The sequence below is a fragment of the Marvinbryantia formatexigens DSM 14469 genome, from assembly GCF_025148285.1.
Classification (GTDB): Bacteria; Bacillota; Clostridia; order Lachnospirales; family Lachnospiraceae; genus Marvinbryantia; species Marvinbryantia formatexigens.
Window position 1 is genome coordinate 267,051 of sequence record NZ_CP102268.1, and the last position, 21,330, is coordinate 288,380.

A 21,330-nucleotide genomic window follows, 5' to 3' on the forward strand; every position below is an offset into this window, starting at 1 on the left:
GATTCTATTCACATATTGAAAAAATTTTATTAAATCATATTTCACATGATTCTATTTGGGGAATTTATTTATTCGTAAGTAGGTAATAATCCGTATCTACAAATTTATCTCCACATTTGATAAGATGATTTCAAATGATGGAGGTGATGATTATAAATATGAATGACAATGCAGCTTCAAAGACTGATCCTTGGACAGACTGGATCAGCGCTTTCCAGGCAAGTGGTTTATCCCGTAAAGACTGGTGTAAACAGAATGGGGGTCCACAGTCTACATTGGGTTACTGGATCCGAAAGATCCAGTCAGAAGTCTCCGAAAAAGAAGAGGACAGCGAGACGGTGTTCGCAAAGCTTCCATCTGTTCAGGAGATCCGAACTGCTGAAAACATGGGTAACTCCCCTGTGGCGATCTGTCTCCCGGAAAATATCCGGATCGAGATCGGTGCTGACTGTCCATCCAGGCTGATGGCAGCCCTTCTTCAGGCGTTAAAGAGCTATGCTTGATTTTTCCGGTAGCACTACTGTTTATCTGGCATGCGGCTGCACAGACCTCCGTAAAAGCTACACGGGTCTGGCAGCGGTCATCAAACTGAAATTCCATCTCGACCCGTACTCCCGCGGTATGTTCGCGTTCTGCAATCGCAGGCGCACATTGATCAAGATCCTTCAGTGGGACGGATCCGGATTCTGGATCCTGATGAAACGACTGGACCGTGATTCTTTCCATTGGCCTGATACACCGGATGAACTGAAAAAAGTCACATTAAAAGAAATCCATTGGCTGTGTGATGGTCTATCCCTCAAGCCCAGCGGTGCTTTTGAAGAGCGCCATCCGAAGGTTGTCGTGTGAGCTTAGCTCTGTCAATCCGCAAAAAGCCGAAATTTTCTTCCTTTTATGCGTAAGCGCCAAATATTCCCGCGGATTTCCTAATACTCTGGTTTCCACTATAATTGTAGATGAAAGATATTTAGACTATTTCACTACAATTACGGAGGATAGGTTATGACAGTTACCCGCAAGGCCCGTGTTCCGATGGCGGAACAGATCAGGCTTATCAATGAATGCCGCCAAAGCGGCATGACAGATGCTGACTGGTGCCGTGAAAACGACATCGCAGTAAGCACTTTTTATAACTGGGTCAGCCGCTGCAGGAAAGCAGCAGCGGATCAGATCCCAGCACCGAATTATGGTCATTGTGAGATCCCGCGTTCAAAGCAGGACGTGGTTCCCATTGGCATTGTTTCGGATCACCTTCCGGAACAACATATAGCATCGCAGATGCACCAAACGAACCCTGACAATCCACATACGATTGAAGTGTCCATGAATGATGTGACAATCCGCATCAGCAATGATGCCGATCCTGTCCTGCTCACCAGGACACTCCGCCTGATCCGGGAGGCCTCATGTCAAGTGATATCTCCGGCCTTGAAAAGATCTACATTGTCTGCGGTTATACGGACATGCGCAAATCGATTGATGGTCTCTGTGCCATTATCGAAGACCAGCTTAAGATGGATCCGGCATCCAGTGCGCTTTTCCTGTTCTGTGGAAGAAGACGGGACAGGATCAAAGCCCTGTTCCATGAACCGGATGGCTTTGTCCTGATCTATAAACGGTTGTCTGTCCAGGGTGGATATCAATGGCCCAGAAAGCAGCCGGAAGTCCGGAATCTTTCCTGGCGGGAGTTTGACTGGCTGATGTCAGGAATTGATATCGACCAGCCAAAAGCACTCAAAGCAGAGTAAAAAACATCTGGATTTCGGCAAAAATCCTACACAAAAAAATGGCAGATTTCCTTATAAATCCAGCGCTTTTCAGCCCTTGTTTTCCTTTAGGAATGGCTGTATTTCTGGTATAATAAAGGTACCAGATCCAAGGAGAGAACGATGGCTTCCAGTGCAAAAGATATCCAGCTTTCAGAGCTGAAGGACACCATAACACAACTGAAAACAATGATCTCTGGGCAGACGGAACTGATCAGATCTCTCCGTCTTGTTATTGACGAAAAAAGCAGCCACGAAAAAGCCCTTCAGGAGCAGGTGGACTATCTTACCAAAAAGCTTTTCGGTTCCTCCAGCGAAAGAAGAACCGATGACATTCCAGGACAGCAGCACCTTTTTGATGAAGCGGAAGTGGAACAGGATCTTTCCCTGTTGGAAGAAGAGACCGTGATCCGGTAAACGCTCCATAGCGTGTACCATTATTAAATAAAGGGCTGTTTTCACAGCCCTGACAAATCGTTACTTATTTTTACGGATGTGTTCCGGCAATTCAGGAGACCATGACAGCAGGTCTTCTAAGAATGCAAGACCGTGGTCATCCATATGTTTCGGAATCTCGCTCAACAGATGTTCAAAGTATTCATAAGGCTTCAGGTTGTTTGCTTTTGCAGTCTCCGCAATGCTGTAGATCACAGCAGATGCATTAGCGCCATTGATCGTGTCGATCATCTGCCAGTTCTTGCGTCCGACTGTAAAGCCTCTGATTGCACGTTCACTGGCGTTATTGTCCATTGGGACATCTCCGTCTGTGAGGAATACTTTCAGATACTTCTCCTGATTCAGGGCATAGTTGAACGCTTCACGCATTTTACCTTTTGCCTGAATCCCTGGTTCATTCTGCTTCAGATATAAGAACAGTGCATCCACCAGTGGCTTGATCACTACCTGACGCTGTTTCAGCCGTTCCTCAGAGGAAAGATCCTTGAGTTTGCCTTCCTCACGGTAGACTGCCTGGATCTGTTTCATCACCAGATAACCGATTGTTTTTTTCTGTTCTTTTTTCGGTATCTGTTCCAGTGCATCGTTGAACTTGCGTCTTGCGTGCACCCGGCATCCGGCGATCTGCAGGTCTTCCTGTTCCTTTTCGATGGTATGGTATACCTGGTAGCCGTCGGTCACACAGATCCCTTTAAAGTCCTTAAGGAACTTTCGGGGATGTGAAGCATTTCGTGTTTTCTGATATTCATACAGCACGATCTGCCTGTCGGTGTAAAGATGGCCGGAACGATAGACCCACATATAGCTTTTGGCTCCGGCTGCTCTTCCGTCACGGTTGACCACACATGTCGTCTCATCCGCCTGTATCACGTGATAGCCATAAAGAAGCTTATGCAGATTATCGTACAGCAGGCCCGGATATTCTCCGGAAAGACGGATCATCCAGTTTGCCATGTTCTGTCTGGTGATAGCAAGGCCGTACCGTTCGAATTCTTTCTCAAGACGGTATAACGGCACCGCATTCACATATTTGGCATTCATGACTGCGGCAGCCAGAGATGAGGATACCGGACTTCCATGAAGCAGCCCCTTTGGATGGGGAGCCCGTACCATGTGGCCATCTTTCTTGCTTGCATAGACACCGATATGATGCTCATCAACCTCTGCGCTTGCCGGAACGGATTTATACCGGCGTGAGATCGTGTCTGCCAGCTGTTTCCGGCCTTTTTCGCCGAACTCACGGACCAGTTCCTCGTCAGAGAGATAATGACCGATGATGTTCACCTTCAGGGAAGAAAGATTTTCCTCTTTCCTGCCGGACTGTTTCCTGCCGCGTTTTTTATCTGCCGCGAGATCTTCCGGCTCCGGTGCATCAGGGTCACATACCGCTTCCGCTTCATTGAAGAATACGATGTTTCCGTCTGCTTCCATGAAACGGATCTGGACAGCATCTTCCATTTTTTCGGAAGAGCGTCCGAAACGGTCTTTCTTTGCGAGGACGAGCTGCTCCAGCATAAGCTGCATCTTATTGTCCAGTTCGTGAACCTCTTTTGTCAGAGACTCTGTCTGGTCCTGAAGATTCATAATGATCTGAATGAGCAGGGATTTGTCAGCAGTATTCAGTTGTTCTTCTGTATATCTGTGTGCCATGATCAGAACTCCTTTACTGGTCTGATTATAGCAGAAATACAGTATTTATGCCACTCAGGGCATTTGCCACCTTCGTCATAATGACGGTGGATAACAATGCCAGGTATCCGATAAAGATCTGCGGTTCAGCGGATATCCGGCATTGTTATCCACAGACAGTACAGGCGGATCCTCCTTTATTATCAGAAGGGTACGCACACTGTCTGCAGCTGTGGATAACACAGTTATTCTGATGTTTTTCAGCAGCTTTGCTGCCCGGAAAAATTTTTCATTTTCTGCGAATTGCACAAAACCTAAAGTTCCTTTTGTGGAGACGTTATCTGCAGGATCGGATGTTTTGCAACGATCTCTAATCCCTGCATGAGCATATGGTACTGATCTTTCGAGATCTCAAGTGCTTCCTGCCGGGTTCTTGGCCAGTTGAAGGCACCGTTGTCAAGGCGCTTATACAGGAGCAGAAATCCATCGCCTTCCCAGAGGAGTCCTTTGATCCTGTCATTCCGCTTCCCACAAAACAGATAAAGTGTATCTTTATCGTATGGGTCAAGATGGAACTGGAACCGGATGATGTTTGCCAGCCCTTCCAGGCCACGCCGCAGATCTGAGTAGCCTGTTGCAATAAATACCCTTTTGAAGCAGGACCCATTATTCAGCATGGATCAGTCCTCCGACGGCACGGATGAGGTCTGGTGAAGCAGAATTCGTGAATCCAATGGTCATCCCATTTGTCTGAATAACAGCATCTGGTCTGACATCATTATAAACGGAAGATCCGGATGCATTCTGTTCCAGTTTTAATTCTACAAAAGGGATCGTCTGAGGCTGTGCAGTAACTGGAACAAGTGTTTTATCATTAGAAGTTTCAGCAAGTGCATACGCTTCACGGCGCAGAATCTTCTGCCAGTAGAAAAACTTTTTGTCAGAGATTCCATTCTGTCTGCACCAGGCGGTTTTATTCTGACCGCTGGCAAGGCATTCGGAAATGATCTTTGACCATTGCTGCAGACGCATCTGATGAGTAATTTTTTCCATCTTTAGTTTCCTCCAAAAAACTCGTTAGTTTTTTAGAGTGATTATCTCAAAAAATGGGAAGGAAAACTAGGTACACACTATGGAACGTTTACGTGTTCTGGTGTTTTTATCTTACCATCAATGCGGACAGTCTACACGATTATTAGTAGGCGCTTACTACATAAATACCCCTGTGATCCAGATATCCAGCCTCACGCGGTGTGTATCTGCCTCACAGGGGGAATCTACATTTCTACCATTTACTTTTTATCTCGCGACAGACGTTTTCTCAGAGAACCACTGTTGTACAGTAGTCACACCTACTTCAAGAATATCTGCAATTGTAGTGTCAGAATATCCCTTTTTTTTCATCTTTAATGCCGTTTCCCTGGCCTTTTTCATCTCGCCCTCTCTCTGCGCTTCCATCATTTCATCCCGCATTAATGTTTTCATCGCTTCACACATCTCAGGATACCTCCTTTTCAATTCGTTATACAGATTATAGTTCGCCGACACGCTTACCTGCAGGATCGCATCCACATTAATAAGATCACCCTGTGCGGTAAGCTTACGGGCATCCTCTATAAACGCCCTGACGTCTTCTTCCAGTGCATCCTCCGAAAGAACCCTTAAACTCCTGTGCTTTTTACGGTCAAGCTCCTTTGTTACAACAATCTGTGCCGGGAGATGAAGCCCATATACATAGTATATGCCTTTAAACTTCTCTTCAACCGTGAATCCGTATTTCACCAGGCTCCGGAACAGTTCTTCCGGCTTTCCTTCCCTAACTACCGAAACTGTTAACTGGTTAATGGGAATCTGGTCAACCGTTTTCCCCTGGCTTTTATATAGCTCCGCATAAGCAAATGTTTTAAAGAAATCGTCAATCGTCAACCCATCTTTGGGAGATTTATATTCTATCACATTGTACTTTCTGAAGATCCGGCCAATCTCATTCTCAACGTTCACATCATCCAGCTTTTCAACTACAAGAAGATCTATCTGTAATGGTTTCTTACTCAGGTTATATTCACGCTGGAAATCAAGCTCGGTCTTGTTCCCCTTAAATTCCAGCTCCGCCGCCGCACAGAAAGCGGGATGCCACTGTATGTCCATGTCGGAAAGTGTTATATTTTCATTCTCCACTGGCAGCCTCCTTTCTCTTTAATGCACCTCTGTATTCTTTTCTACTGTAATTCTACCATTGAATTTAACTCATTACAAGCGGTCAGGAAAAAGTTTTCAGAAAATTTACAGAATGATTTTATTTAACGAAATGTCAGCTTATATTGTTAAAAGGGTCATTTTGATAAGTAAAAGCCACAATTTACGATTTTCTTTACAATTTGTTCAAAAATTTTCGTTTGACAAACGCGTATGTTTCAAATAGAATAAGAGTAGAATAAATCAGTGGTTACCACTGATTGGGCTGGTCGAAAGACCCTGGTTCACCGAGCGGCGGGGAATTTCCCCGCCATTTTTTTGTTACTTTTTAACCGATTTTATAGTGCAAACGACTTGTAAGCCACCAGGGAAAAGAAGTGTCAGAAAAAATACTGAGCGTGTTCATTAATGAATCCGGCTATTTCGGACCATATGAGGCGCATTCCCCATATTATCTGGCTGCAATGGTTCTACATAACCAAAAAGATGATAAAAATCTCTATAAATATTGCAATATCGCAGATCACCCTGTGCGGTAAGCTTACGGGCATCCTCTATAAACGCCCTAGCGTCTTCCTCCAGCACATCCTCCGAAAGAACCCTTAAACTCCTGTGCTTTTTATGGTCAAGCTCCTTTGTCACAACAATCTGTGCCGGAAGATGAAGCCCGTATACATAATATATGCCTTCAAATTCCTGGTCAGCTGTTTTCCCCGTCAAACAGTTCCCCCACCGTCACATCCAGCGCATTGCATACCAGCAGCAGCGTATACACCTGCGGTTTTGTTTTCCCTTCCAGAAGGTAACTGGTGGCAGACGTGGATATCCCGGCTTTTTTCGCGAGGGCATACGGTGTCATGCCCTTCTGTGCACATATCCCATTTATCTTTTCTGCCATCATCCTGCACGCCTCATCCGGATCATACATTGCCTGTCAGTATTTCCTCCATACCATTTTATCCACCACCCCGGTGTAACTCTGGATGATCTTCACTACCTTCGTGCTCACATTTTCTTCCAGGTAATCCGGCACAGGGATCCCGTAATCCCCGTCCAGGTTCATCTGCACTGCGGTATCCACCGCCTGCAGGAGGCTCTTCTCATCAATGCCCGCCAGTATGAAGCAGCCCTTGTCGAGCGCCTCCGGGCGCTCCGTGCTGGTGCGGATGCACACTGCCGGAAAGGGATGTCCCACACTGGTAAAGAAGCTGCTCTCCTCCGGCAGGGTCCCCGAATCGGATACCACGGCAAACGCATTCATCTGGAGATGGTTATAGTCATGGAAGCCGAGCGGCTCATGCTGGATCACACGCCTGTCGAGCTTAAAGCCAGATGCCTCCAGGCGTTTCCGCGAACGCGGATGGCAGGAATACAGGACCGGCATGTCATATTTCTCTGCCATCCTGTTAACCGCCGTGAACAGCGACAGGAAGTTCTTCTCCGTGTCGATGTTCTCCTCCCGGTGCGCAGAAAGCAGGATGTACCGGTGCGGCTCCAGCCCCAGCTTTTCCAGGATATCCGATTTTTCAATGTCCGGAAGATTCTGGTGCAGGACCTCCGCCATCGGGGAGCCGGTCACATACACGCGCTCCTTCGGCAGTCCGCACTCATGCAGGTATTTTCTTGCATGTTCGCTGTACGCCAGGTTGACATCGGAAATAATGTCCACGATCCGGCGGTTTGTCTCCTCCGGCAGGCACTCGTCCTTGCAGCGGTTCCCTGCTTCCATATGGAAAATGGGGATGTGCAGGCGCTTTGCCGCTATCGCCGACAGGCAGGAATTGGTGTCCCCCAGGATCAGAAGTGCATCCGGTTTCACCTGGTTCATCAGCTTGTACGAACAGTTGATGATATTTCCTACCGTTGCTCCAAGGTCATCCCCCACTGCATCCATATACACTTCCGGACTGCCAATCTTCAGGTTTTTAAAGAAAATGCCGTTTAAATTATAATCATAATTCTGCCCTGTATGCGCAAGTATCACATCAAAATATTTCCGGCACTTCCCGATCACCGCCGCCAGGCGGATGATCTCCGGGCGGGTACCGACAATGATCAGAAGCTTCAGCTTCCCATTATCCTGAAAATGTATATCCGAATAGTCTGTCCTTATCCCTGTCATTTTTCCTTTTCTCCTTCCCCTATACCGGCTCGCTGAATGTATCCGGTCTGTCCGGATTGAAAATCTCATTGCAGGTCATCACTGTCACCAGGTTTTCCGTGTCGCTTAGGTTGATGATGTTGTGCGTCCATCCCGGAATCATATGCACCGCTTCAATCTTATCCCCGCTGACCTCAAACTCCACTTTTTCCCCGGTATGGATGTTCCTCTCCTGGATCAGCCCGTGTCCGGCAACCACAATAAACAGCTCCCATTTGGAATTATGCCAGTGCTGTCCCTTCGTGATCCCCGGTCTGCTGATATTGATGCTGACCTGCCCGCAGTCTGCCGTGTGCACCAGCTCCGTAAAGCTGCCGCGGTCATCACAGTTCATCTTCAGCCCATATTTAAATTTCTCTGCAGGAAGATAGGTCAGATACAGGCTGTACAGTTTTTTGGCAAAAGAGCCCTCCGGCATTTTCGGCATCATCAGGGTTTCCGGCTGCTGCCTGAACTGCTCCAGAAGATCCACAATCTCTCCAAGGGTAACTTTATGAGTAACCGGGACATAGCAGTACCGTCCGTCCGCCTTTTCCGCCGGACAGAGACCATCATATTCACAGTGTTTTTCCTTTCCCTCCAGCAGGTCATACATCCCTTCCACAAGGTCGTCGATGTACAGCAGCTCCAGCTCCGTGGAGCGGTCGTTCACCGTGAACGGCAGGTCATTCGCCACCGCATGGCAGAATGTGGAAACCGCGGAGTTGTAATTCGGGCGGCTGTGCCCCATCAGGTTCGGGAAACGGTAGACCGCCACCTTCACCCCGTTTTCTTTCCCGTAATCAAAAAACAGCTCCTCCCCGGCAAGCTTCGATTTCCCATAATCCGAAGTGCCGTAACGCCCGATCAGCGTTGCCTGGATGGAAGAGGACAGCATCACCGGCGCCCTGTTGTTATATTTCTTCAGGGTATCCAGCAGGGTAGATGCAAACCCGAAGTTCCCATTCATGAATTCCTCCTGGTCTTTCGGGCGGTTCACCCCTGCCAGGTTAAACACAAAATCCGCCTTCCGGCAGTATTCCTCCAGCTCTTCCGGCGTGGAATCGATATCATATTCGTAAATGTCACCAATCACGATATCCGGGCGGGTACGGTTTTTCTTTTCCTTTATATTCTTCAAATTGGCGACAAGGGCGGTTCCCACCATGCCCTTCGCGCCTGTTACCAGTATGTTCATGTTTTTTCTCCCCATATAATAAGTTTTATATTATTGCAGGTTTCCGTCATCTGCATATTTCAGTTCGATCACGATGCCGGTCTTATCCGGCATGTATACCAGAATATCACTGTAGCCTTCCCCTGTCTCTGCATTTGATCTGACCAGCCAGTCGCTTCTGCTCTGCAGGAGCCCAAGCACCATACCATGATAAAATTTCTCTTTCATATTTTTGCGGACAGCGGTATCACGCACACTGATGGAATCCCACAGATACCCGTGAAGCATCTCTTCAATCCGTTCCGCATCCCCATCCGGAAATGCCGCGCAGAATTTTTCTATTCTTGACATGTCCGCCCGTGAAGTATCCCTTCAGCATATCCAACGTAAGCATCTTTCCCTTTCCTGGAACCAGTGCCAGTGTTCTGATGTTTTCATCTTACCATCAATGCGGACCGTCTGCAAGATTATTAGCTGCGGCTGCCTGTTTATTTCATTTTTTCTTTCGCCAGCTCTTCCTGGATATATGCCAGAGACGCAATCTTCGCCTTCGTCTCTTCTACTGTAAGGAGTTTTGTATTATTTGAATTGAACTCACTGAGCTTCGCCCTCTCCGTATTTCCCTGTGTAAAGAACTTGTCGTAATTCAGACCTCTCTTATCACATGGTACGCGGTAGAAGTTTCCCAGGTCAACCGCATGAGCGCATTCCTCATTGGTAAGCAGGGTCTCGTACATCTTCTCCCCATGTCGGATGCCGATTACCTTGATGTCTTCCTTATTGCCGCCAAACAGAGCGCACACCGCTTCCGCCTGCGTCTGGATGGTACACGCCGGAGCCTTCTGCACAAGGATATCCCCTGCCTCACCGTGCTCAAATGCAAACAGGACCAGATCAACCGCTTCCTCCAGCGACATAATAAAGCGCGTCATTGCCGGCTCTGTCACCGTAATCGGGTTTCCATTGCGGATCTGGTCAATCCAGAGCGGGATGACAGAACCGCGGCTGCACATCACGTTTCCGTAACGTGTGCAGCAGATTTTCGTTTTCTTTGTGGTACGGCTCTTCGCCACGATCACCTTCTCCATCATTGCCTTGGAGGTTCCCATCGCATTTACCGGATAAGCAGCTTTATCCGTGGAAAGACAGATGACTGCTTCCACACCCTCGTCAATCGCCGCCGTGAGGACATTTTCCGTACCCAGGACATTTGTTTTTACTGCCTCTATCGGGAAAAACTCGCAGGAAGGGACCTGCTTCAGGGCAGCCGCATGGAAAATATAATCCACGCCATGCATCGCATTCTTCACAGATGCCAGGTCACGGACATCCCCTATGTAAAAACTGATTTTGTCTGCTGCCTCCGGCATCTTCGCCTGGAATTCATGCCGCATGTCATCCTGCTTTTTCTCGTCACGGGAAAACACGCGGATTTCCCCGATATCCGTTGCCAGGAAGCGGTTCAGTACAGCATTGCCGAAAGAGCCTGTCCCTCCTGTAATTAATAATGTTTTTCCTGTAAATACCCCATCCCTTTATCTTCCCAAGTTTTTCTGTATTAATCGCGGTAACTCCTTTAGCCTTTATTTGCTTCATGACATTCTGTATAAAACTCTGGCGGAAATTATCAGGATTTGACTTCATCGTCAGCTGAAACAAGCCGACAGTCACTTTTTTTCCGAACCGCCTCATATTCACGTTTTGCCCCATACCTGCCTGTTATCCCCAACACCCGCTCTGCAATGAGGTCTTTACGGGTACAGTTAGATTCCACGATTGCACTCATCATGTTCTGCGATACATCCATATAAGTGGCAAAAAGCTGCTTAATGTCTTCCAGTAAACAGTGCCCAAGTAGCCAAAATATGGATTATTATAACACATCCCTATACGTGATCTAATGTTCATAACCGTTTCTCGTCACCATTTATTCTATATATTCATTGAATCTTTAAAAGAAACTGTACTTTCATATCGTTTTATTCGCTCCAGCATTTGTTCAAGTTGCTCATACACATTTTGAATACTCACATATATCAAGTCGTAGCTATATATTTCATTTGATACAGCCTTTATTACTGCATCCATAGAAGACGTGAAATTTTTATCATATTTGATATTTATTTCCGTCCAATTCGTTCCGCCAAAAAGTGATGCTATTTTTCTGTCAACTGCCAGTTTTTCCTCAAGTATCAATGCAAGAACAATTGGATACCCCAGGATTCCTTTATTATAGGACATATTATCATTTGACGCATACCCGTCATTAAAGCTTTTAACTGTATATCGTTTTGAATAATCTGACGAAAAAACAAGAAGCGTCCCTTTATCTTCTCTTTTATAACGTTCATCAACCAATGCAGTAAATGCCTCCGGAATTTTAATTATGTGCGGCATTTTCCATTTTTCTTCATCTTTCATAAGTTTTCATCTCCTTTTTTCTAATTCTTTGAATATATTTTCCCTAATATCATAACCTTTTCAGAGCATCTGCTACCCTTCCTTTAATATGTTAAACACCGTCTCATTTCTTTTTCCCAAACATAAAACCTTTTTTATTATCCCCCTTTTTTTCCGTATCATATTTCTTAATAACCTCATGTGTTAAATCGCAGTTATCTCGGAGTTCTCGGAACTGACGGAAATAAGATTCCATTCTTTCTTGATCTTCTTCTCCTTCACACACAAATCCCGGTCTCTTATCAGAAGCCTCAAATAAAACCGTCTGCCATATATACATTTTTGTTTCCTCTGTTACGCCATCTTTACAGTTAAACGCATACATTGTATAAGGATACATAAAATCCGATACGTATATGCTAAGTTCTCCATCTTTTTTCATGTCAATCAATCTGTTAATCGCTTCCTTATGAACAATGATATCTCCTTCAATATCATTTCTATTACTTGAGGAGCGCCTTGCACACATTTTAGTACTTTCTCCATCTGGATCCGTAAGAATAATATCTATTTTCACACCCTTTTTTAAAAGACGGCGGTAACAGCTTCCTAATGTACGAAGCATACGTCCCTGGCTGAGTCCAATAATGGCAACATACTTACTACGCTCTATATCCGCATAGAATTCCTGTGAAAGACTTGTGTATGATTGTGTAAAAAACTCATCCGTTGATATACTTTTCCTAAGCTGTTCATATGTATAATGGTGCTTCTCTATTACCTTTAAATAATTATCATATTTTTCATAAAAAGACTGTGATTTTGAATCTTCTATAATAAGCGTTGGCGTTCTTTCAGGATTTTCAAGCATATACGGTGTTACAATCATATATTTTCCAGATTTGATAATCAATGCCGTTGGTATCGTAACACTGAACCAGATATGCAGTTTATCTTTTGCATTTTTGTTCTTATCATTTTTCAAATCATTTTCAAAAAACTTATACGTTCTAAGTATCCTTTGTTGAAGTTCATTCTCTTCCGATTTTTCTTCCACCTGATTGACCCTTGCAATTTCTCTGTCAAATGGATTTGCAAGAATAATATAAATATCATATTTGTTCTCTATGCAAAGTTTATATAATATATTACGTATTTCTATATTATCAAAAAAACTATAAAAAGAAATTCCGACAAAATATAATTTCTTCTCTGCTTTAGCCTGGGCAAAAAAATTTTCCCAGTCCATAGATTTTAAATACATTTGTGAATCTTTATTTGTAAAAACATCCTTATATCCATCTTCAAACGTTAAAATACCAAAATCATCCTTTTTTTCGGCATAATCATTCTCCAGAATATCTTCTTTTGTCATATAAATGGCCAGTATAGTTGAAACAAAAGCAGAAATAGCCATTGCCATTATCTCTTTCAACATCTCTACATTTTTTATTAACGAATACACAAACAGACCACCCATGACTAATGTTATTACCGACAATTTAACAAGCGTTTTTTTACGTCTTGCTATCCTTCTCATTAATGTAGATTTTCTCATTTGCTTAACCTCATTTTAAAAGCTCTCATAAATAGTGCTTAATGCCAGATGCTGACAGACAAATTTTTTGAGACAGTCTTCTAATCACTTTACCTTTAAATTCCTCTTTATAATAATCATAGAAACCATTTTCTCCGTCATTTTTTTCATAATCCCTGTAAACCAATTCCGGAAGTCTATAAAAATTATCTTCAGAAAAAATGTCAAATTTCTTATTTCCCATATAAAGATGCCTATTATTAAAATCGCAAAAAACATTTAATGGTTTTATAAAACATTTGCCCCACCCGTGCGGGACAATATATTGACCATCTTCTGTCCGTCTAGTACATTCTGAAATTTTAAATAAATCGATATAATATGACGGCTTACTAAAAATCGGAAAGATACTGTTCTTATCCACGGTATAGCAGCCAATTTTTATGGAACTGTCATCATCCATTCCATAATGATGAAAATATTCTGTCCTTACAATATCTATATTCAATTTTTTCAATATACTATAAGCAATGTATTCATGTCTGATTTCATTGTATTGATTTAGTGATTTTGCAGTATTTCTAAACAGAACCGCCTCCTTTCCATTGATATACCGAAAGTATCTTTTTCCACTATGATAAACTTTGATTTTATCATAATACCAGTTTCCTTTTACCGGATATAGCCCATTATATCCTTTCGTAAACTCTTTGGCAGTTGAATGCATTATAAGATAGTATTCGCCATTTTCATCAACACACAATGAAATAAAATGGTTCCCTCTGTCAAAGTTCATCATATACGAACTGTTTTTCCATATACTATTGATATTCTTTAATCTATCAATAAATTGAAGTTCATCAAATTCTACTTTCTTTCCCAACACAAAAACACTCGCCGAACAGCAGTTAACAGTTGCATCTACCGGAATTATCGGCTCTTTACAATGCCAGTAAACATACACCCCTGTTGGAAATCCTCCTGCGAGACGGTCAACATCATATGGAATACCTAAATCCAACGAATCAATTAAACGAAATTCTGCATTTTTGTCAAAACACTGTAACGCCTTTGTAGCAATTTCTTGCGTTTCTTTTATATATTTCAGTAACTCACAATATGTATTATCCATATTTTTCCTTTCCTGCAATGTCGAATCTATAACTGCAATGTTTGCTGTCAGTTTAGAAAATTTATAAACGTTTTATTCCAAACACTTTTCTTAATCAAACTCATTACATAATGCAAAATAATTGCACCTGCTACACTTCCGACAATAAATATTATCTCACCAGATATCGAAACATTAACCCACTGCAAAATATATCCATGTACCAAATATAATTCATACGAAATTGCTCCTATTATAGCAAATACTTTTAGATTCAGTTTCTTTCCAATAGATATCAGCATGAAGCAAATCCCCAAACCACACGGCAGCTTAATTAACAACTGAATAAAATTATAACTTATCTGTGGTAAGTTTCTAATAAAATCTATTTGTTTTACAGCCAATGCTACGATTCCAATCGCTAATAAAAAAATACCTGTTTTCCAGTTTGAACATTTCCGTATTAGCTCAGACTCCTTGTATTCTGACAAAACTATACCTGTCAAAAAAGACATCGCTTGTTCTGCTTTGATTTCTCTTAACAAAAAAAGATGCTACTGAAAGAACCGCAAACACTGTAATTTTATGATTTTTTAGGAATGGAACCCTCATTACAAGATAAAAAAATATATAACAGATCAACAGATAATTTAAATACCATCCATTATGATATCGCGGAGATATCAGTGTAACATCAAGAACAAAATCAATTATATTGAATTTATGAAACGGCCAATACAAAATGCATTGAATTATAAAGTATGGAATAAAAACTGCAACTATTCGTTTTCGCCACCAGAAGCAATCCCCCCTGGTATATGATTCGTTAATTCCATATGCGGATAGCATCAAAAATATAGAAACACCTATTCCACCTAATGGCGTGAATAAAGTTGTGCCGCCACCAAATGTCCCCATTAGATGACAAAGCATAACTGCAAGAATAGCTATACCTTTCATGATTTTTGAATTCGTTCTCCCAAAATATTCATCCGTATTGTTTTTTGATATAATTCCAGCAACAATAAATGCAAAAAGAATACTTATACCATATATACTTGCATATTTAATCCATATCATCCTATTACTCCCTGTGATTGATTGACCACTTGTTTCTCTGTGGTTTTTACCACAGAGAAGTTATCTTACTTTTCTTCTTTCTCTCTACATCTCAACTACACAACATAGCCAACGCAATAAATCAACTGATCAGAAGAGAAAAAGCATCAAAGCTAGTACTGACATCTTTCAACCACTTCACCTGCTTCCATTTTTATACAGCGTGGTAGATGGACTTCCCCTTCACAATAGCCCCAGACACACGTGTACGCCTTGTTGTGGCTTATGAAGCTTCAATCCTCTTATTTCGGAATAAGAAAAGTGAACTTTTTATTGTTACATCAAGGCTCTGAAGGACAAAGAACATCTCTTTCATTGACCATATATGGTTATATGTAGTAAGAATCTGATAAATGTATTTTTAAATTCCCTTCGCTTTACAATCTCCACCACCTCATTCCAGATGCTTCAAGATCAGCAACTTTATACAATCCCTTAACATCAAGAAGAACCTTTTCATCATCCGCAGACTCTCTAAACAGTGATTTAATATCCGCAAGACTCAAGGCTTTAAACTCATTGTGAGCGACTGCAACGATTACGCAATCAGCGTTCCTCGCATCATCCATCGACTTAAGTTTAACTCCATATTCATGCATAGCATCTCTCTCACTTGCCCATGGATCAATAACGGTCGGATGAATTCCATATGTTTTCAACTGCTTAATGATATCATCTACTTTGCTATTCCTAGTATCTGGGCAATTCTCTTTGAAAGTAAGACCAAGAATAACTACTTTAGCCTTTTTAGGAGCCTGTCCCGCTGCAATCATTTGCTTAACAGCTGCATCCGCAACATATGCACCCATGCTGTCATTTACAATACGACCATTAAGAATAATCTGACTGTGATAACCAAGTTTCTCCGCTTCATAGGTAAAGTAATATGGATCTACACCAATGCAGTGACCGCCAACGAGACCTGGACGAAACCCAAGAGCATTCCACTTAGTATTCATACCATCAACAACCTCATTGGTATCAATTCCCATACGATCAAATACCATTGCAAGCTCATTCATAAATGCAATGTTGATATCACGCTGGCTATTCTCAACAACCTTTACAGCCTCTGCTGTTTTAATATTAGAAACTGGATGTGTACCCACTTCAATCACAAGATCGTATATATTCTTAATTTCTTCAAGCGTCACTGAATCGCAGCCAGATACAATCTTATGAATGTTCTCTAGTCGGTGAATCTTATCCCCTGGATTGATTCGTTCTGGGGAATAGCCAATCTTAAAATCTTCGCCACACTTCATTCCAGATTTCTTTTCAAGAATTGGAATGCATACATCTTCAGTGCATCCTGGGTATACAGTGGATTCATATACAACAATCGCTCCCTTAGTTAAGTTTCTTCCTACAATTTCAGATGCCCCAATTACTGGAGTAAGGTCAGGAGTATGATCAGTATTTACCGGCGTAGGGACAGCAACAATAATAAACTTTGCTTCCTGCAGTTTAATTTCATCAGAAGTAAACTCGACTGTAGTTGCTTTAATTCCGTCATCACCAACTTCTTTTGTCGGATCTACACCCTGCTTATATAACTCAATCTTTGCCTCATTCAAGTCATAACCAATGACCTTAACTTTCTTGGCAAAAGCAACAGCAATAGGCATACCTACATATCCCAAGCCGACCACTGCAATTTTCTCTTCACCAGAAACAATTTTTGTGTATAGTGACATTTTTCTTTCTCCTTAACTATAATTTCAATTTTTCTCTTTTTTCAATCATTTACAGATTACTCAACGAGTCTCTCCCTGATGTATGTAAGCTCAAGCATCTTAGCTTTAATTTCTTCCTTATTAAGAAGTCTAGTATTGTTACTATTAAACTCCATCAACATGTTTCGTTCCGCATCTCCCTCTTTGAAATACTTATCATAGTTTAATCCGCGATTATCAGCAGGAACTCTATAGAATCCGCCAAGATCAATGGCCTTTGCACACTCCTCGTTGGTAAGTAATGTTTCGTACATCTTCTCACCATGACGGATACCAATAACCTTTATGTCCTCTTTCTTGCCACCAAACATCTCTGCTACTGCTTCTGCTTGGAGACCAATTGAACATGCCGGAGCTTTCATAATGAAAAGGTCTCCATTCTCGCCATTCTCAAAAGCATAAAGAACTAGGTCAACTGCTTCTTCCAAAGACATAATAAAACGAGTCATGTTCGGTTCAGTAACAGTGATTGGATTTCCAGCTTTAATCTGATCAATCCAAAGCGGAATAACAGATCCGCGAGAGCACATAACGTTTCCATATCGAGTACAGCAAATTTTAGTCTTGCCAGAATATCTGGACTTAGCAATAGCCACAGATTCTTCCAACGACTTTGATTTTCCCATGGCATTAATCGGGTATGCCGCTTTATCTGTGGATAGGCAAATTACACATTCTACTTCTTCCTCAATAGCAGCAGTCAAAACATTGTCTGTACCGATAATATTGGTCTTAACAGCCTCCATAGGGAAAAACTCACAAGATGGCACTTGCTTGAGAGCGGCTGCATGAAAAATATAGTCTACTTCATGCATAGCGTTTTTACACGACTGAAGATCTCTTACATCCCCGATGTAAAACTTGATTTTATCTGAAACTTCTGGCATCTTATTCTGATATTCATGGCGCATATCATCCTGTTTCTTTTCATCACGAGAAAAAATTCGAATTTCTCCAATATCTGTTTGAAGGAAACGATTTAATACCGCATTTCCGAAACTACCGGTTCCGCCAGTTATCATTAAAGTTTTTTCTTTAAATAACGACATTTTCGCACTCTCCATTTTCTTTCTGGTTCTCAATTACAGATAATACTTCTTCGGTTGTATGTGCAGAATCAAAACAGTATTTTTCATCCTTTGAAAATCCAAAGCCATAAGTTACACCGACAAAGTGTACTCCAGCTTCTTTAGCCCCAAGCAAATCGTTATTACTATCTCCAATGAGTATGGTTTTCGACTTTTCCACATCACAAAAATTACAACATTTTTCAATAAGTAATGCCTTAGTCAATCTATCATCTTCATCCATCCCACATACAGCATCAAAATAGGAATCAACACCCAGCTCTGAAAGCATAATTTTTGCAAATTTTTCAGCCTTTAGTGTAGCCATCCCTATTTTATAATTTTTTTCTTTTAGTTTGCTAAGTAGCATTTCAATTCCCGGATAGAGTACAGCCATGTGAATTCCATTTTCGGCATATCGGCTTCTATAAATCGAAACTGCTTCTCTAGCTTTGTTTTCGTAAAATCTAAACCTATTGATATATATCTGGAGTAAGTTTCCTCCTATGACTGTTCGTAATTCTTTTTCACAAGGAACTTCTTTCCCCATTGCAGATAATGCAAATCTATGAGAATCTAAAATTCCTGGAGAAGTATCTGCAATTGTACCATCAAAATCAAATATTACAAGCTTATACTTCATATCTTGTTGGTGTAATAAATTCATAATCTACCCCACTTAGTGCCAATTTTAGTTGCTTAGAAATGCATAGATTTTTTCTTAGAGCAGTATCATTATCGATAGTCTTTTTAAATGATTCTACTGCATAGTTCTCTGATGCATTCACATCAAACCCATCAAATCCTGCAAGATATATTTTTTTAGCACCCGCTTTTTGAAGAATTCTAATAAGCATTGCGCCAGAATTATCGGATTCTTCACCTTCTCCTAACAATGCTGAATAATTAAAAACAAGGGCGTTCTTTACTTCATGGCTAAGATTAGATGTCACTAAAACATACTTATCCTCATCCCATTCAATAGAATTAAGTCTTTTATCATTAGAGATAAACAATGCATCCGTTTTATAAATATCGTTGATATAATTGATTGAAATCACGAATTTATCTTTTGAAGTTTCACAAATTACAGATGCGTACTTTATGATGCTACTTCCAGAGCCAAGAACAACTACTTCTTTTCCAAGAATCATATTTCGTAGCTTTACGTAAGCCGTCTCGTCATTAACATCGCAATTCTGAAAATTCAAATACAATTGTTCAATAAGTACTGAGTTATATTCATTGCGCTCTTCTACAGGAATAAGGCTTAATATCCGCTCTATTTTTTCTATACCAATCGTATCTTTTTTCATCAAATACGCAGCATAATTAGGGTGACATTTTACTGTAGCAGCTAAAAAATATGGTAAATCATACCCCCATCTTTGTTCTGCATACACAGGCATTAAATACTTATCAACAATATTCAAAATAGGTGTTAACGCATATCTGTATTCAATCGTCTTATTAACATAATCAGCAAACAACTCTGTTGCAAGATTTCCTACTCCTCGTCCCATTCCGTAACATGAGGTATCAACGATAATGCTTCTCTGCTTAGCTAATCTCATCATTTCCTGCGCATTAGCAAATGACATTTGTAAATTATTATGTGAATGGAACCCTAAGCAAATTTCTTTAGAAAGATTATTATCAATTAGATAAAAGAATCTTCTCATATCATGTCTATACATCACACCCAATGTATCTACAAGATAAAAAGCATACGGCTTAATTTGATTTACATCTTTAATAAGCTTAAGAAGCGATTCGTCATCGTATGTAACCGTTCCAACCGGTTGCACACAAACTTTGTATCCTTTACATATTAAATGTTTAATTGCAACCTTTGCTTCTTCCCATTCTTTCCTGCGAAAGGTAATTCTAATAATGTCAGCACCGTTTCCATCATTTTCGGGAATTAACTTATCAACATGATTATGTTGCTCTATCATAATTGCATAGCTAATATTGGCTTTTTTGGGAGCAATTATATCCGCAACTTGTTCCATAGAAGAAAACACCGATGAATCCGAACTGTGGTCTTCTTTTCGTATAAACCCACATTCAATAATATCAACTCCAGCATCCTCTAAATTCGATATTATACTTTTAATAGTTCTACCACCAAATTTCCAGTTATTAATATATCCGCCATCTCGAAGAGTGCAATCTAAAATCTTTGTGGTATTCATTTTGGCCTCCTTTCCTTTATGTATAATCCAATTATTCATTATTCGGAAATTGCGAGCTCACCATGCTCAAGTTTTTCTGCAATTATCTTACGAACTTTGAATAAGTCTTTAGGCGTATCAACTGATAAGGTCGTAGCATTCGTAAGAATAAACTTAACCTTATGACCATTCTCAAGGAAGCGAAATTCATCAATATCTTCTATGCTTTCCAAATAACCTCTAGGAGTATCGTTTACAAACTGCAATGCCTTTTTTGTAAAACATTGTACTCCAACAAACTTCTTTAAACGGAAATCACTTCTCCCCTTTGGGAACGGAATAGGTGATCTAGCCATATACATGCCATACCCCTGCATATCTGTAGCTATCTTTATTTTTGAAGAATCGTATGCGTCAATTGGATCCACAAGATACATCATACCATTTGCAAAATAACTGCTCTCAGGATCAATGCCTTCTGGAATTAAATCTTCTACACATGAGCTCTCCATAAGCGGTTCATCACCATTAACATTGATATAAAAATCAGCATCTATTTTTGTAGACACCTCATAGAGACGCTCAAGATGAGTGGGGCAACTCTCTGAAGTCATAACCCATGGAATCCCCCATTTATCACACTCTTTTGTAATCAACTCACTATCTGTAGCCACGTATGCTTCTGTAATTCCTTTCGCTTTCTTTAAGCTCTGGTAAACCCACCAAATCATCGGGCGACCGCAAATGTCTGAGAGTCCTTTTCCAGGAAAGCGAGTGGATGCGTAACGAGACGGAATAACACCAATAATCTTCATAATA

The 21,330-nt window shown here is 41.5% G+C and carries 24 protein-coding genes and 2 pseudogenes; 5 read left to right on the forward strand and 21 right to left on the reverse strand.

What is annotated here, in order from left to right:
* Window positions 1-134 precede the first annotated feature (134 nt).
* The 5 genes and pseudogenes from tnpA (NQ534_RS01300) to NQ534_RS21825 all read left to right on the forward strand — a co-directional run bounded on the left by tnpA (NQ534_RS01300) (window position 135) and on the right by NQ534_RS21825 (window position 2,183).
* On the forward strand, window positions 135-503 hold the full coding sequence (gene tnpA, locus NQ534_RS01300; RefSeq protein ID WP_260042960.1) for an IS66 family insertion sequence element accessory protein TnpA: 369 nt from the start codon (window positions 135-137) through the stop codon (window positions 501-503).
* The gene (tnpB, locus tag NQ534_RS01305; protein WP_006864070.1) at window positions 496-849 is read left to right on the forward strand and encodes an IS66 family insertion sequence element accessory protein TnpB; all 354 of its coding nucleotides are present in this window, start codon (window positions 496-498) and stop codon (window positions 847-849) included. Before tnpA (NQ534_RS01300) ends, tnpB (NQ534_RS01305) begins: the two co-directional genes overlap by 8 nt.
* Before the next feature lie 228 nt (window positions 850-1,077).
* A pseudogene (locus NQ534_RS21820) lies at window positions 1,078-1,152 on the forward strand (IS66 family insertion sequence element accessory protein TnpA); the annotation flags it as partial.
* A 254-nt stretch (window positions 1,153-1,406) separates the two neighbouring features.
* Window positions 1,407-1,748: an IS66 family insertion sequence element accessory protein TnpB gene (gene tnpB / locus NQ534_RS01310; RefSeq protein WP_006864071.1), complete on the forward strand. Its 342-nt coding sequence runs from the start codon at window positions 1,407-1,409 to the stop codon at window positions 1,746-1,748.
* Between the two features lie 141 nt (window positions 1,749-1,889).
* The gene (locus tag NQ534_RS21825; protein ID WP_006864072.1) at window positions 1,890-2,183 is read left to right on the forward strand and encodes an IS66 family transposase; all 294 of its coding nucleotides are present in this window, start codon (window positions 1,890-1,892) and stop codon (window positions 2,181-2,183) included.
* A 60-nt stretch (window positions 2,184-2,243) separates the two neighbouring features.
* Here NQ534_RS21825 and tnpC read toward each other — a convergent pair whose 3' ends face one another.
* The 21 genes and pseudogenes from tnpC to NQ534_RS01420 form a co-directional block, all read right to left on the reverse strand.
* The gene (gene tnpC, locus NQ534_RS01320) at window positions 2,244-3,872 is read right to left on the reverse strand and encodes an IS66 family transposase (protein ID WP_006864073.1); all 1,629 of its coding nucleotides are present in this window, start codon (window positions 3,870-3,872) and stop codon (window positions 2,244-2,246) included.
* 293 nt (window positions 3,873-4,165) lie between these two features.
* Window positions 4,166-4,528: an IS66 family insertion sequence element accessory protein TnpB gene (gene tnpB / locus NQ534_RS01325; protein ID WP_006864075.1), complete on the reverse strand. Its 363-nt coding sequence runs from the start codon at window positions 4,526-4,528 to the stop codon at window positions 4,166-4,168.
* Window positions 4,518-4,904, reverse strand: coding sequence for an IS66 family insertion sequence element accessory protein TnpA (gene tnpA / locus NQ534_RS01330; protein WP_006864076.1), 387 nt, complete (start codon window positions 4,902-4,904; stop codon window positions 4,518-4,520). Before tnpA (NQ534_RS01330) ends, tnpB (NQ534_RS01325) begins: the two co-directional genes overlap by 11 nt.
* A 246-nt stretch (window positions 4,905-5,150) precedes the next feature.
* Window positions 5,151-6,029, reverse strand: a complete 879-nt coding sequence (locus NQ534_RS01335; protein WP_143115891.1) for a hypothetical protein — start codon at window positions 6,027-6,029, stop codon at window positions 5,151-5,153.
* A gap of 423 nt (window positions 6,030-6,452) precedes the next feature.
* Window positions 6,453-6,767 carry a hypothetical protein gene (locus NQ534_RS01340; protein ID WP_006864078.1) on the reverse strand — a complete coding sequence of 105 codons (315 nt, stop codon included), beginning with the start codon at window positions 6,765-6,767 and terminating at the stop codon, window positions 6,453-6,455.
* Window positions 6,748-6,948 (reverse strand): helix-turn-helix domain-containing protein, encoded by a 201-nt coding sequence (locus NQ534_RS01345; protein ID WP_242655417.1) that lies wholly within the window; start codon window positions 6,946-6,948, stop codon window positions 6,748-6,750. The genes NQ534_RS01340 and NQ534_RS01345 overlap by 20 nt, the downstream gene beginning before the upstream one ends.
* 33 nt (window positions 6,949-6,981) lie before the next feature.
* Entirely contained in the window at window positions 6,982-8,169 is a 1,188-nt protein-coding gene (gene wecB, locus NQ534_RS01350) for a non-hydrolyzing UDP-N-acetylglucosamine 2-epimerase (RefSeq protein ID WP_006864080.1), read from the reverse strand.
* Between the two features lie 19 nt (window positions 8,170-8,188).
* Window positions 8,189-9,385, reverse strand: coding sequence for a polysaccharide biosynthesis C-terminal domain-containing protein (locus NQ534_RS01355; protein ID WP_040785112.1), 1,197 nt, complete (start codon window positions 9,383-9,385; stop codon window positions 8,189-8,191).
* 30 nt (window positions 9,386-9,415) lie between these two features.
* A complete protein-coding gene (locus NQ534_RS01360) occupies window positions 9,416-9,715 on the reverse strand; it encodes a PD-(D/E)XK nuclease domain-containing protein (RefSeq protein ID WP_006864082.1) in 300 nt (99 codons plus the stop codon).
* Window positions 9,716-9,852: 137 nt separating this feature from the next.
* Complete coding sequence (locus NQ534_RS01365; RefSeq protein WP_040785114.1) at window positions 9,853-10,866, reverse strand: polysaccharide biosynthesis protein; 1,014 nt, start codon at window positions 10,864-10,866, stop codon at window positions 9,853-9,855.
* A 58-nt stretch (window positions 10,867-10,924) separates the two neighbouring features.
* A pseudogene (locus tag NQ534_RS21645) lies at window positions 10,925-11,257 on the reverse strand (UDP-glucose 6-dehydrogenase); the annotation flags it as partial.
* Window positions 11,258-11,296: 39 nt separating this feature from the next.
* Entirely contained in the window at window positions 11,297-11,785 is a 489-nt protein-coding gene (locus NQ534_RS01375) for a UCP014422 family protein (RefSeq protein WP_006864085.1), read from the reverse strand.
* 103 nt (window positions 11,786-11,888) lie between these two features.
* Window positions 11,889-13,322, reverse strand: coding sequence for a hypothetical protein (locus NQ534_RS01380; RefSeq protein WP_143115890.1), 1,434 nt, complete (start codon window positions 13,320-13,322; stop codon window positions 11,889-11,891).
* Between the two features lie 25 nt (window positions 13,323-13,347).
* The gene (locus NQ534_RS01385) at window positions 13,348-14,433 is read right to left on the reverse strand and encodes a hypothetical protein (protein WP_006864087.1); all 1,086 of its coding nucleotides are present in this window, start codon (window positions 14,431-14,433) and stop codon (window positions 13,348-13,350) included.
* A gap of 47 nt (window positions 14,434-14,480) precedes the next feature.
* Window positions 14,481-14,903 (reverse strand): acyltransferase, encoded by a 423-nt coding sequence (locus NQ534_RS01390; protein WP_006864088.1) that lies wholly within the window; start codon window positions 14,901-14,903, stop codon window positions 14,481-14,483.
* Window positions 14,881-15,492: an acyltransferase family protein gene (locus tag NQ534_RS01395; RefSeq protein WP_006864089.1), complete on the reverse strand. Its 612-nt coding sequence runs from the start codon at window positions 15,490-15,492 to the stop codon at window positions 14,881-14,883. The genes NQ534_RS01390 and NQ534_RS01395 overlap by 23 nt, the downstream gene beginning before the upstream one ends.
* A 416-nt stretch (window positions 15,493-15,908) precedes the next feature.
* Window positions 15,909-17,228: a nucleotide sugar dehydrogenase gene (locus tag NQ534_RS01400; RefSeq protein WP_006864090.1), complete on the reverse strand. Its 1,320-nt coding sequence runs from the start codon at window positions 17,226-17,228 to the stop codon at window positions 15,909-15,911.
* Between the two features lie 56 nt (window positions 17,229-17,284).
* Window positions 17,285-18,316, reverse strand: coding sequence for a polysaccharide biosynthesis protein (locus NQ534_RS01405; protein ID WP_040785122.1), 1,032 nt, complete (start codon window positions 18,314-18,316; stop codon window positions 17,285-17,287).
* The gene (locus tag NQ534_RS01410; protein ID WP_074680215.1) at window positions 18,303-19,001 is read right to left on the reverse strand and encodes an HAD hydrolase-like protein; all 699 of its coding nucleotides are present in this window, start codon (window positions 18,999-19,001) and stop codon (window positions 18,303-18,305) included. Before NQ534_RS01410 ends, NQ534_RS01405 begins: the two co-directional genes overlap by 14 nt.
* Entirely contained in the window at window positions 18,967-20,532 is a 1,566-nt protein-coding gene (locus NQ534_RS01415) for an aldolase catalytic domain-containing protein (protein ID WP_040785125.1), read from the reverse strand. Before NQ534_RS01415 ends, NQ534_RS01410 begins: the two co-directional genes overlap by 35 nt.
* Before the next feature lie 38 nt (window positions 20,533-20,570).
* The gene (locus NQ534_RS01420; protein ID WP_040785127.1) at window positions 20,571-21,326 is read right to left on the reverse strand and encodes a 3-deoxy-manno-octulosonate cytidylyltransferase; all 756 of its coding nucleotides are present in this window, start codon (window positions 21,324-21,326) and stop codon (window positions 20,571-20,573) included.
* Window positions 21,327-21,330: the final 4 nt, after the last annotated feature.

Bases quoted from the DNA above. Each gene is read 5' to 3' on its own strand.
- tnpA (WP_260042960.1), top strand. From the start codon at position 135: ATGATGGAGGTGATGATTATAAATATGAATGACAATGCAGCTTCAAAG.
- tnpB (WP_006864070.1), top strand. From the start codon at position 496: ATGCTTGATTTTTCCGGTAGCACTACTGTTTATCTGGCATGCGGCTGC.
- tnpB (WP_006864071.1), top strand. From the start codon at position 1,407: ATGTCAAGTGATATCTCCGGCCTTGAAAAGATCTACATTGTCTGCGGT.
- NQ534_RS21825 (WP_006864072.1), top strand. From the start codon at position 1,890: ATGGCTTCCAGTGCAAAAGATATCCAGCTTTCAGAGCTGAAGGACACC.
- tnpC (WP_006864073.1), bottom strand. From the start codon at position 3,872: ATGGCACACAGATATACAGAAGAACAACTGAATACTGCTGACAAATCC.
- tnpB (WP_006864075.1), bottom strand. From the start codon at position 4,528: ATGCTGAATAATGGGTCCTGCTTCAAAAGGGTATTTATTGCAACAGGC.
- tnpA (WP_006864076.1), bottom strand. From the start codon at position 4,904: ATGGAAAAAATTACTCATCAGATGCGTCTGCAGCAATGGTCAAAGATC.
- NQ534_RS01345 (WP_242655417.1), bottom strand. From the start codon at position 6,948: ATGATGGCAGAAAAGATAAATGGGATATGTGCACAGAAGGGCATGACA.
- wecB (WP_006864080.1), bottom strand. From the start codon at position 8,169: ATGACAGGGATAAGGACAGACTATTCGGATATACATTTTCAGGATAAT.
- NQ534_RS01355 (WP_040785112.1), bottom strand. From the start codon at position 9,385: ATGAACATACTGGTAACAGGCGCGAAGGGCATGGTGGGAACCGCCCTT.
- NQ534_RS01360 (WP_006864082.1), bottom strand. From the start codon at position 9,715: ATGTCAAGAATAGAAAAATTCTGCGCGGCATTTCCGGATGGGGATGCG.
- NQ534_RS01375 (WP_006864085.1), bottom strand. From the start codon at position 11,785: ATGAAAGATGAAGAAAAATGGAAAATGCCGCACATAATTAAAATTCCG.
- NQ534_RS01380 (WP_143115890.1), bottom strand. From the start codon at position 13,322: ATGAGAAAATCTACATTAATGAGAAGGATAGCAAGACGTAAAAAAACG.
- NQ534_RS01385 (WP_006864087.1), bottom strand. From the start codon at position 14,433: ATGGATAATACATATTGTGAGTTACTGAAATATATAAAAGAAACGCAA.
- NQ534_RS01395 (WP_006864089.1), bottom strand. From the start codon at position 15,492: ATGATATGGATTAAATATGCAAGTATATATGGTATAAGTATTCTTTTT.
- NQ534_RS01400 (WP_006864090.1), bottom strand. From the start codon at position 17,228: ATGTCACTATACACAAAAATTGTTTCTGGTGAAGAGAAAATTGCAGTG.
- NQ534_RS01405 (WP_040785122.1), bottom strand. From the start codon at position 18,316: ATGTCGTTATTTAAAGAAAAAACTTTAATGATAACTGGCGGAACCGGT.
- NQ534_RS01410 (WP_074680215.1), bottom strand. From the start codon at position 19,001: ATGAATTTATTACACCAACAAGATATGAAGTATAAGCTTGTAATATTT.
- NQ534_RS01415 (WP_040785125.1), bottom strand. From the start codon at position 20,532: ATGAATACCACAAAGATTTTAGATTGCACTCTTCGAGATGGCGGATAT.
- NQ534_RS01420 (WP_040785127.1), bottom strand. From the start codon at position 21,326: ATGAAGATTATTGGTGTTATTCCGTCTCGTTACGCATCCACTCGCTTT.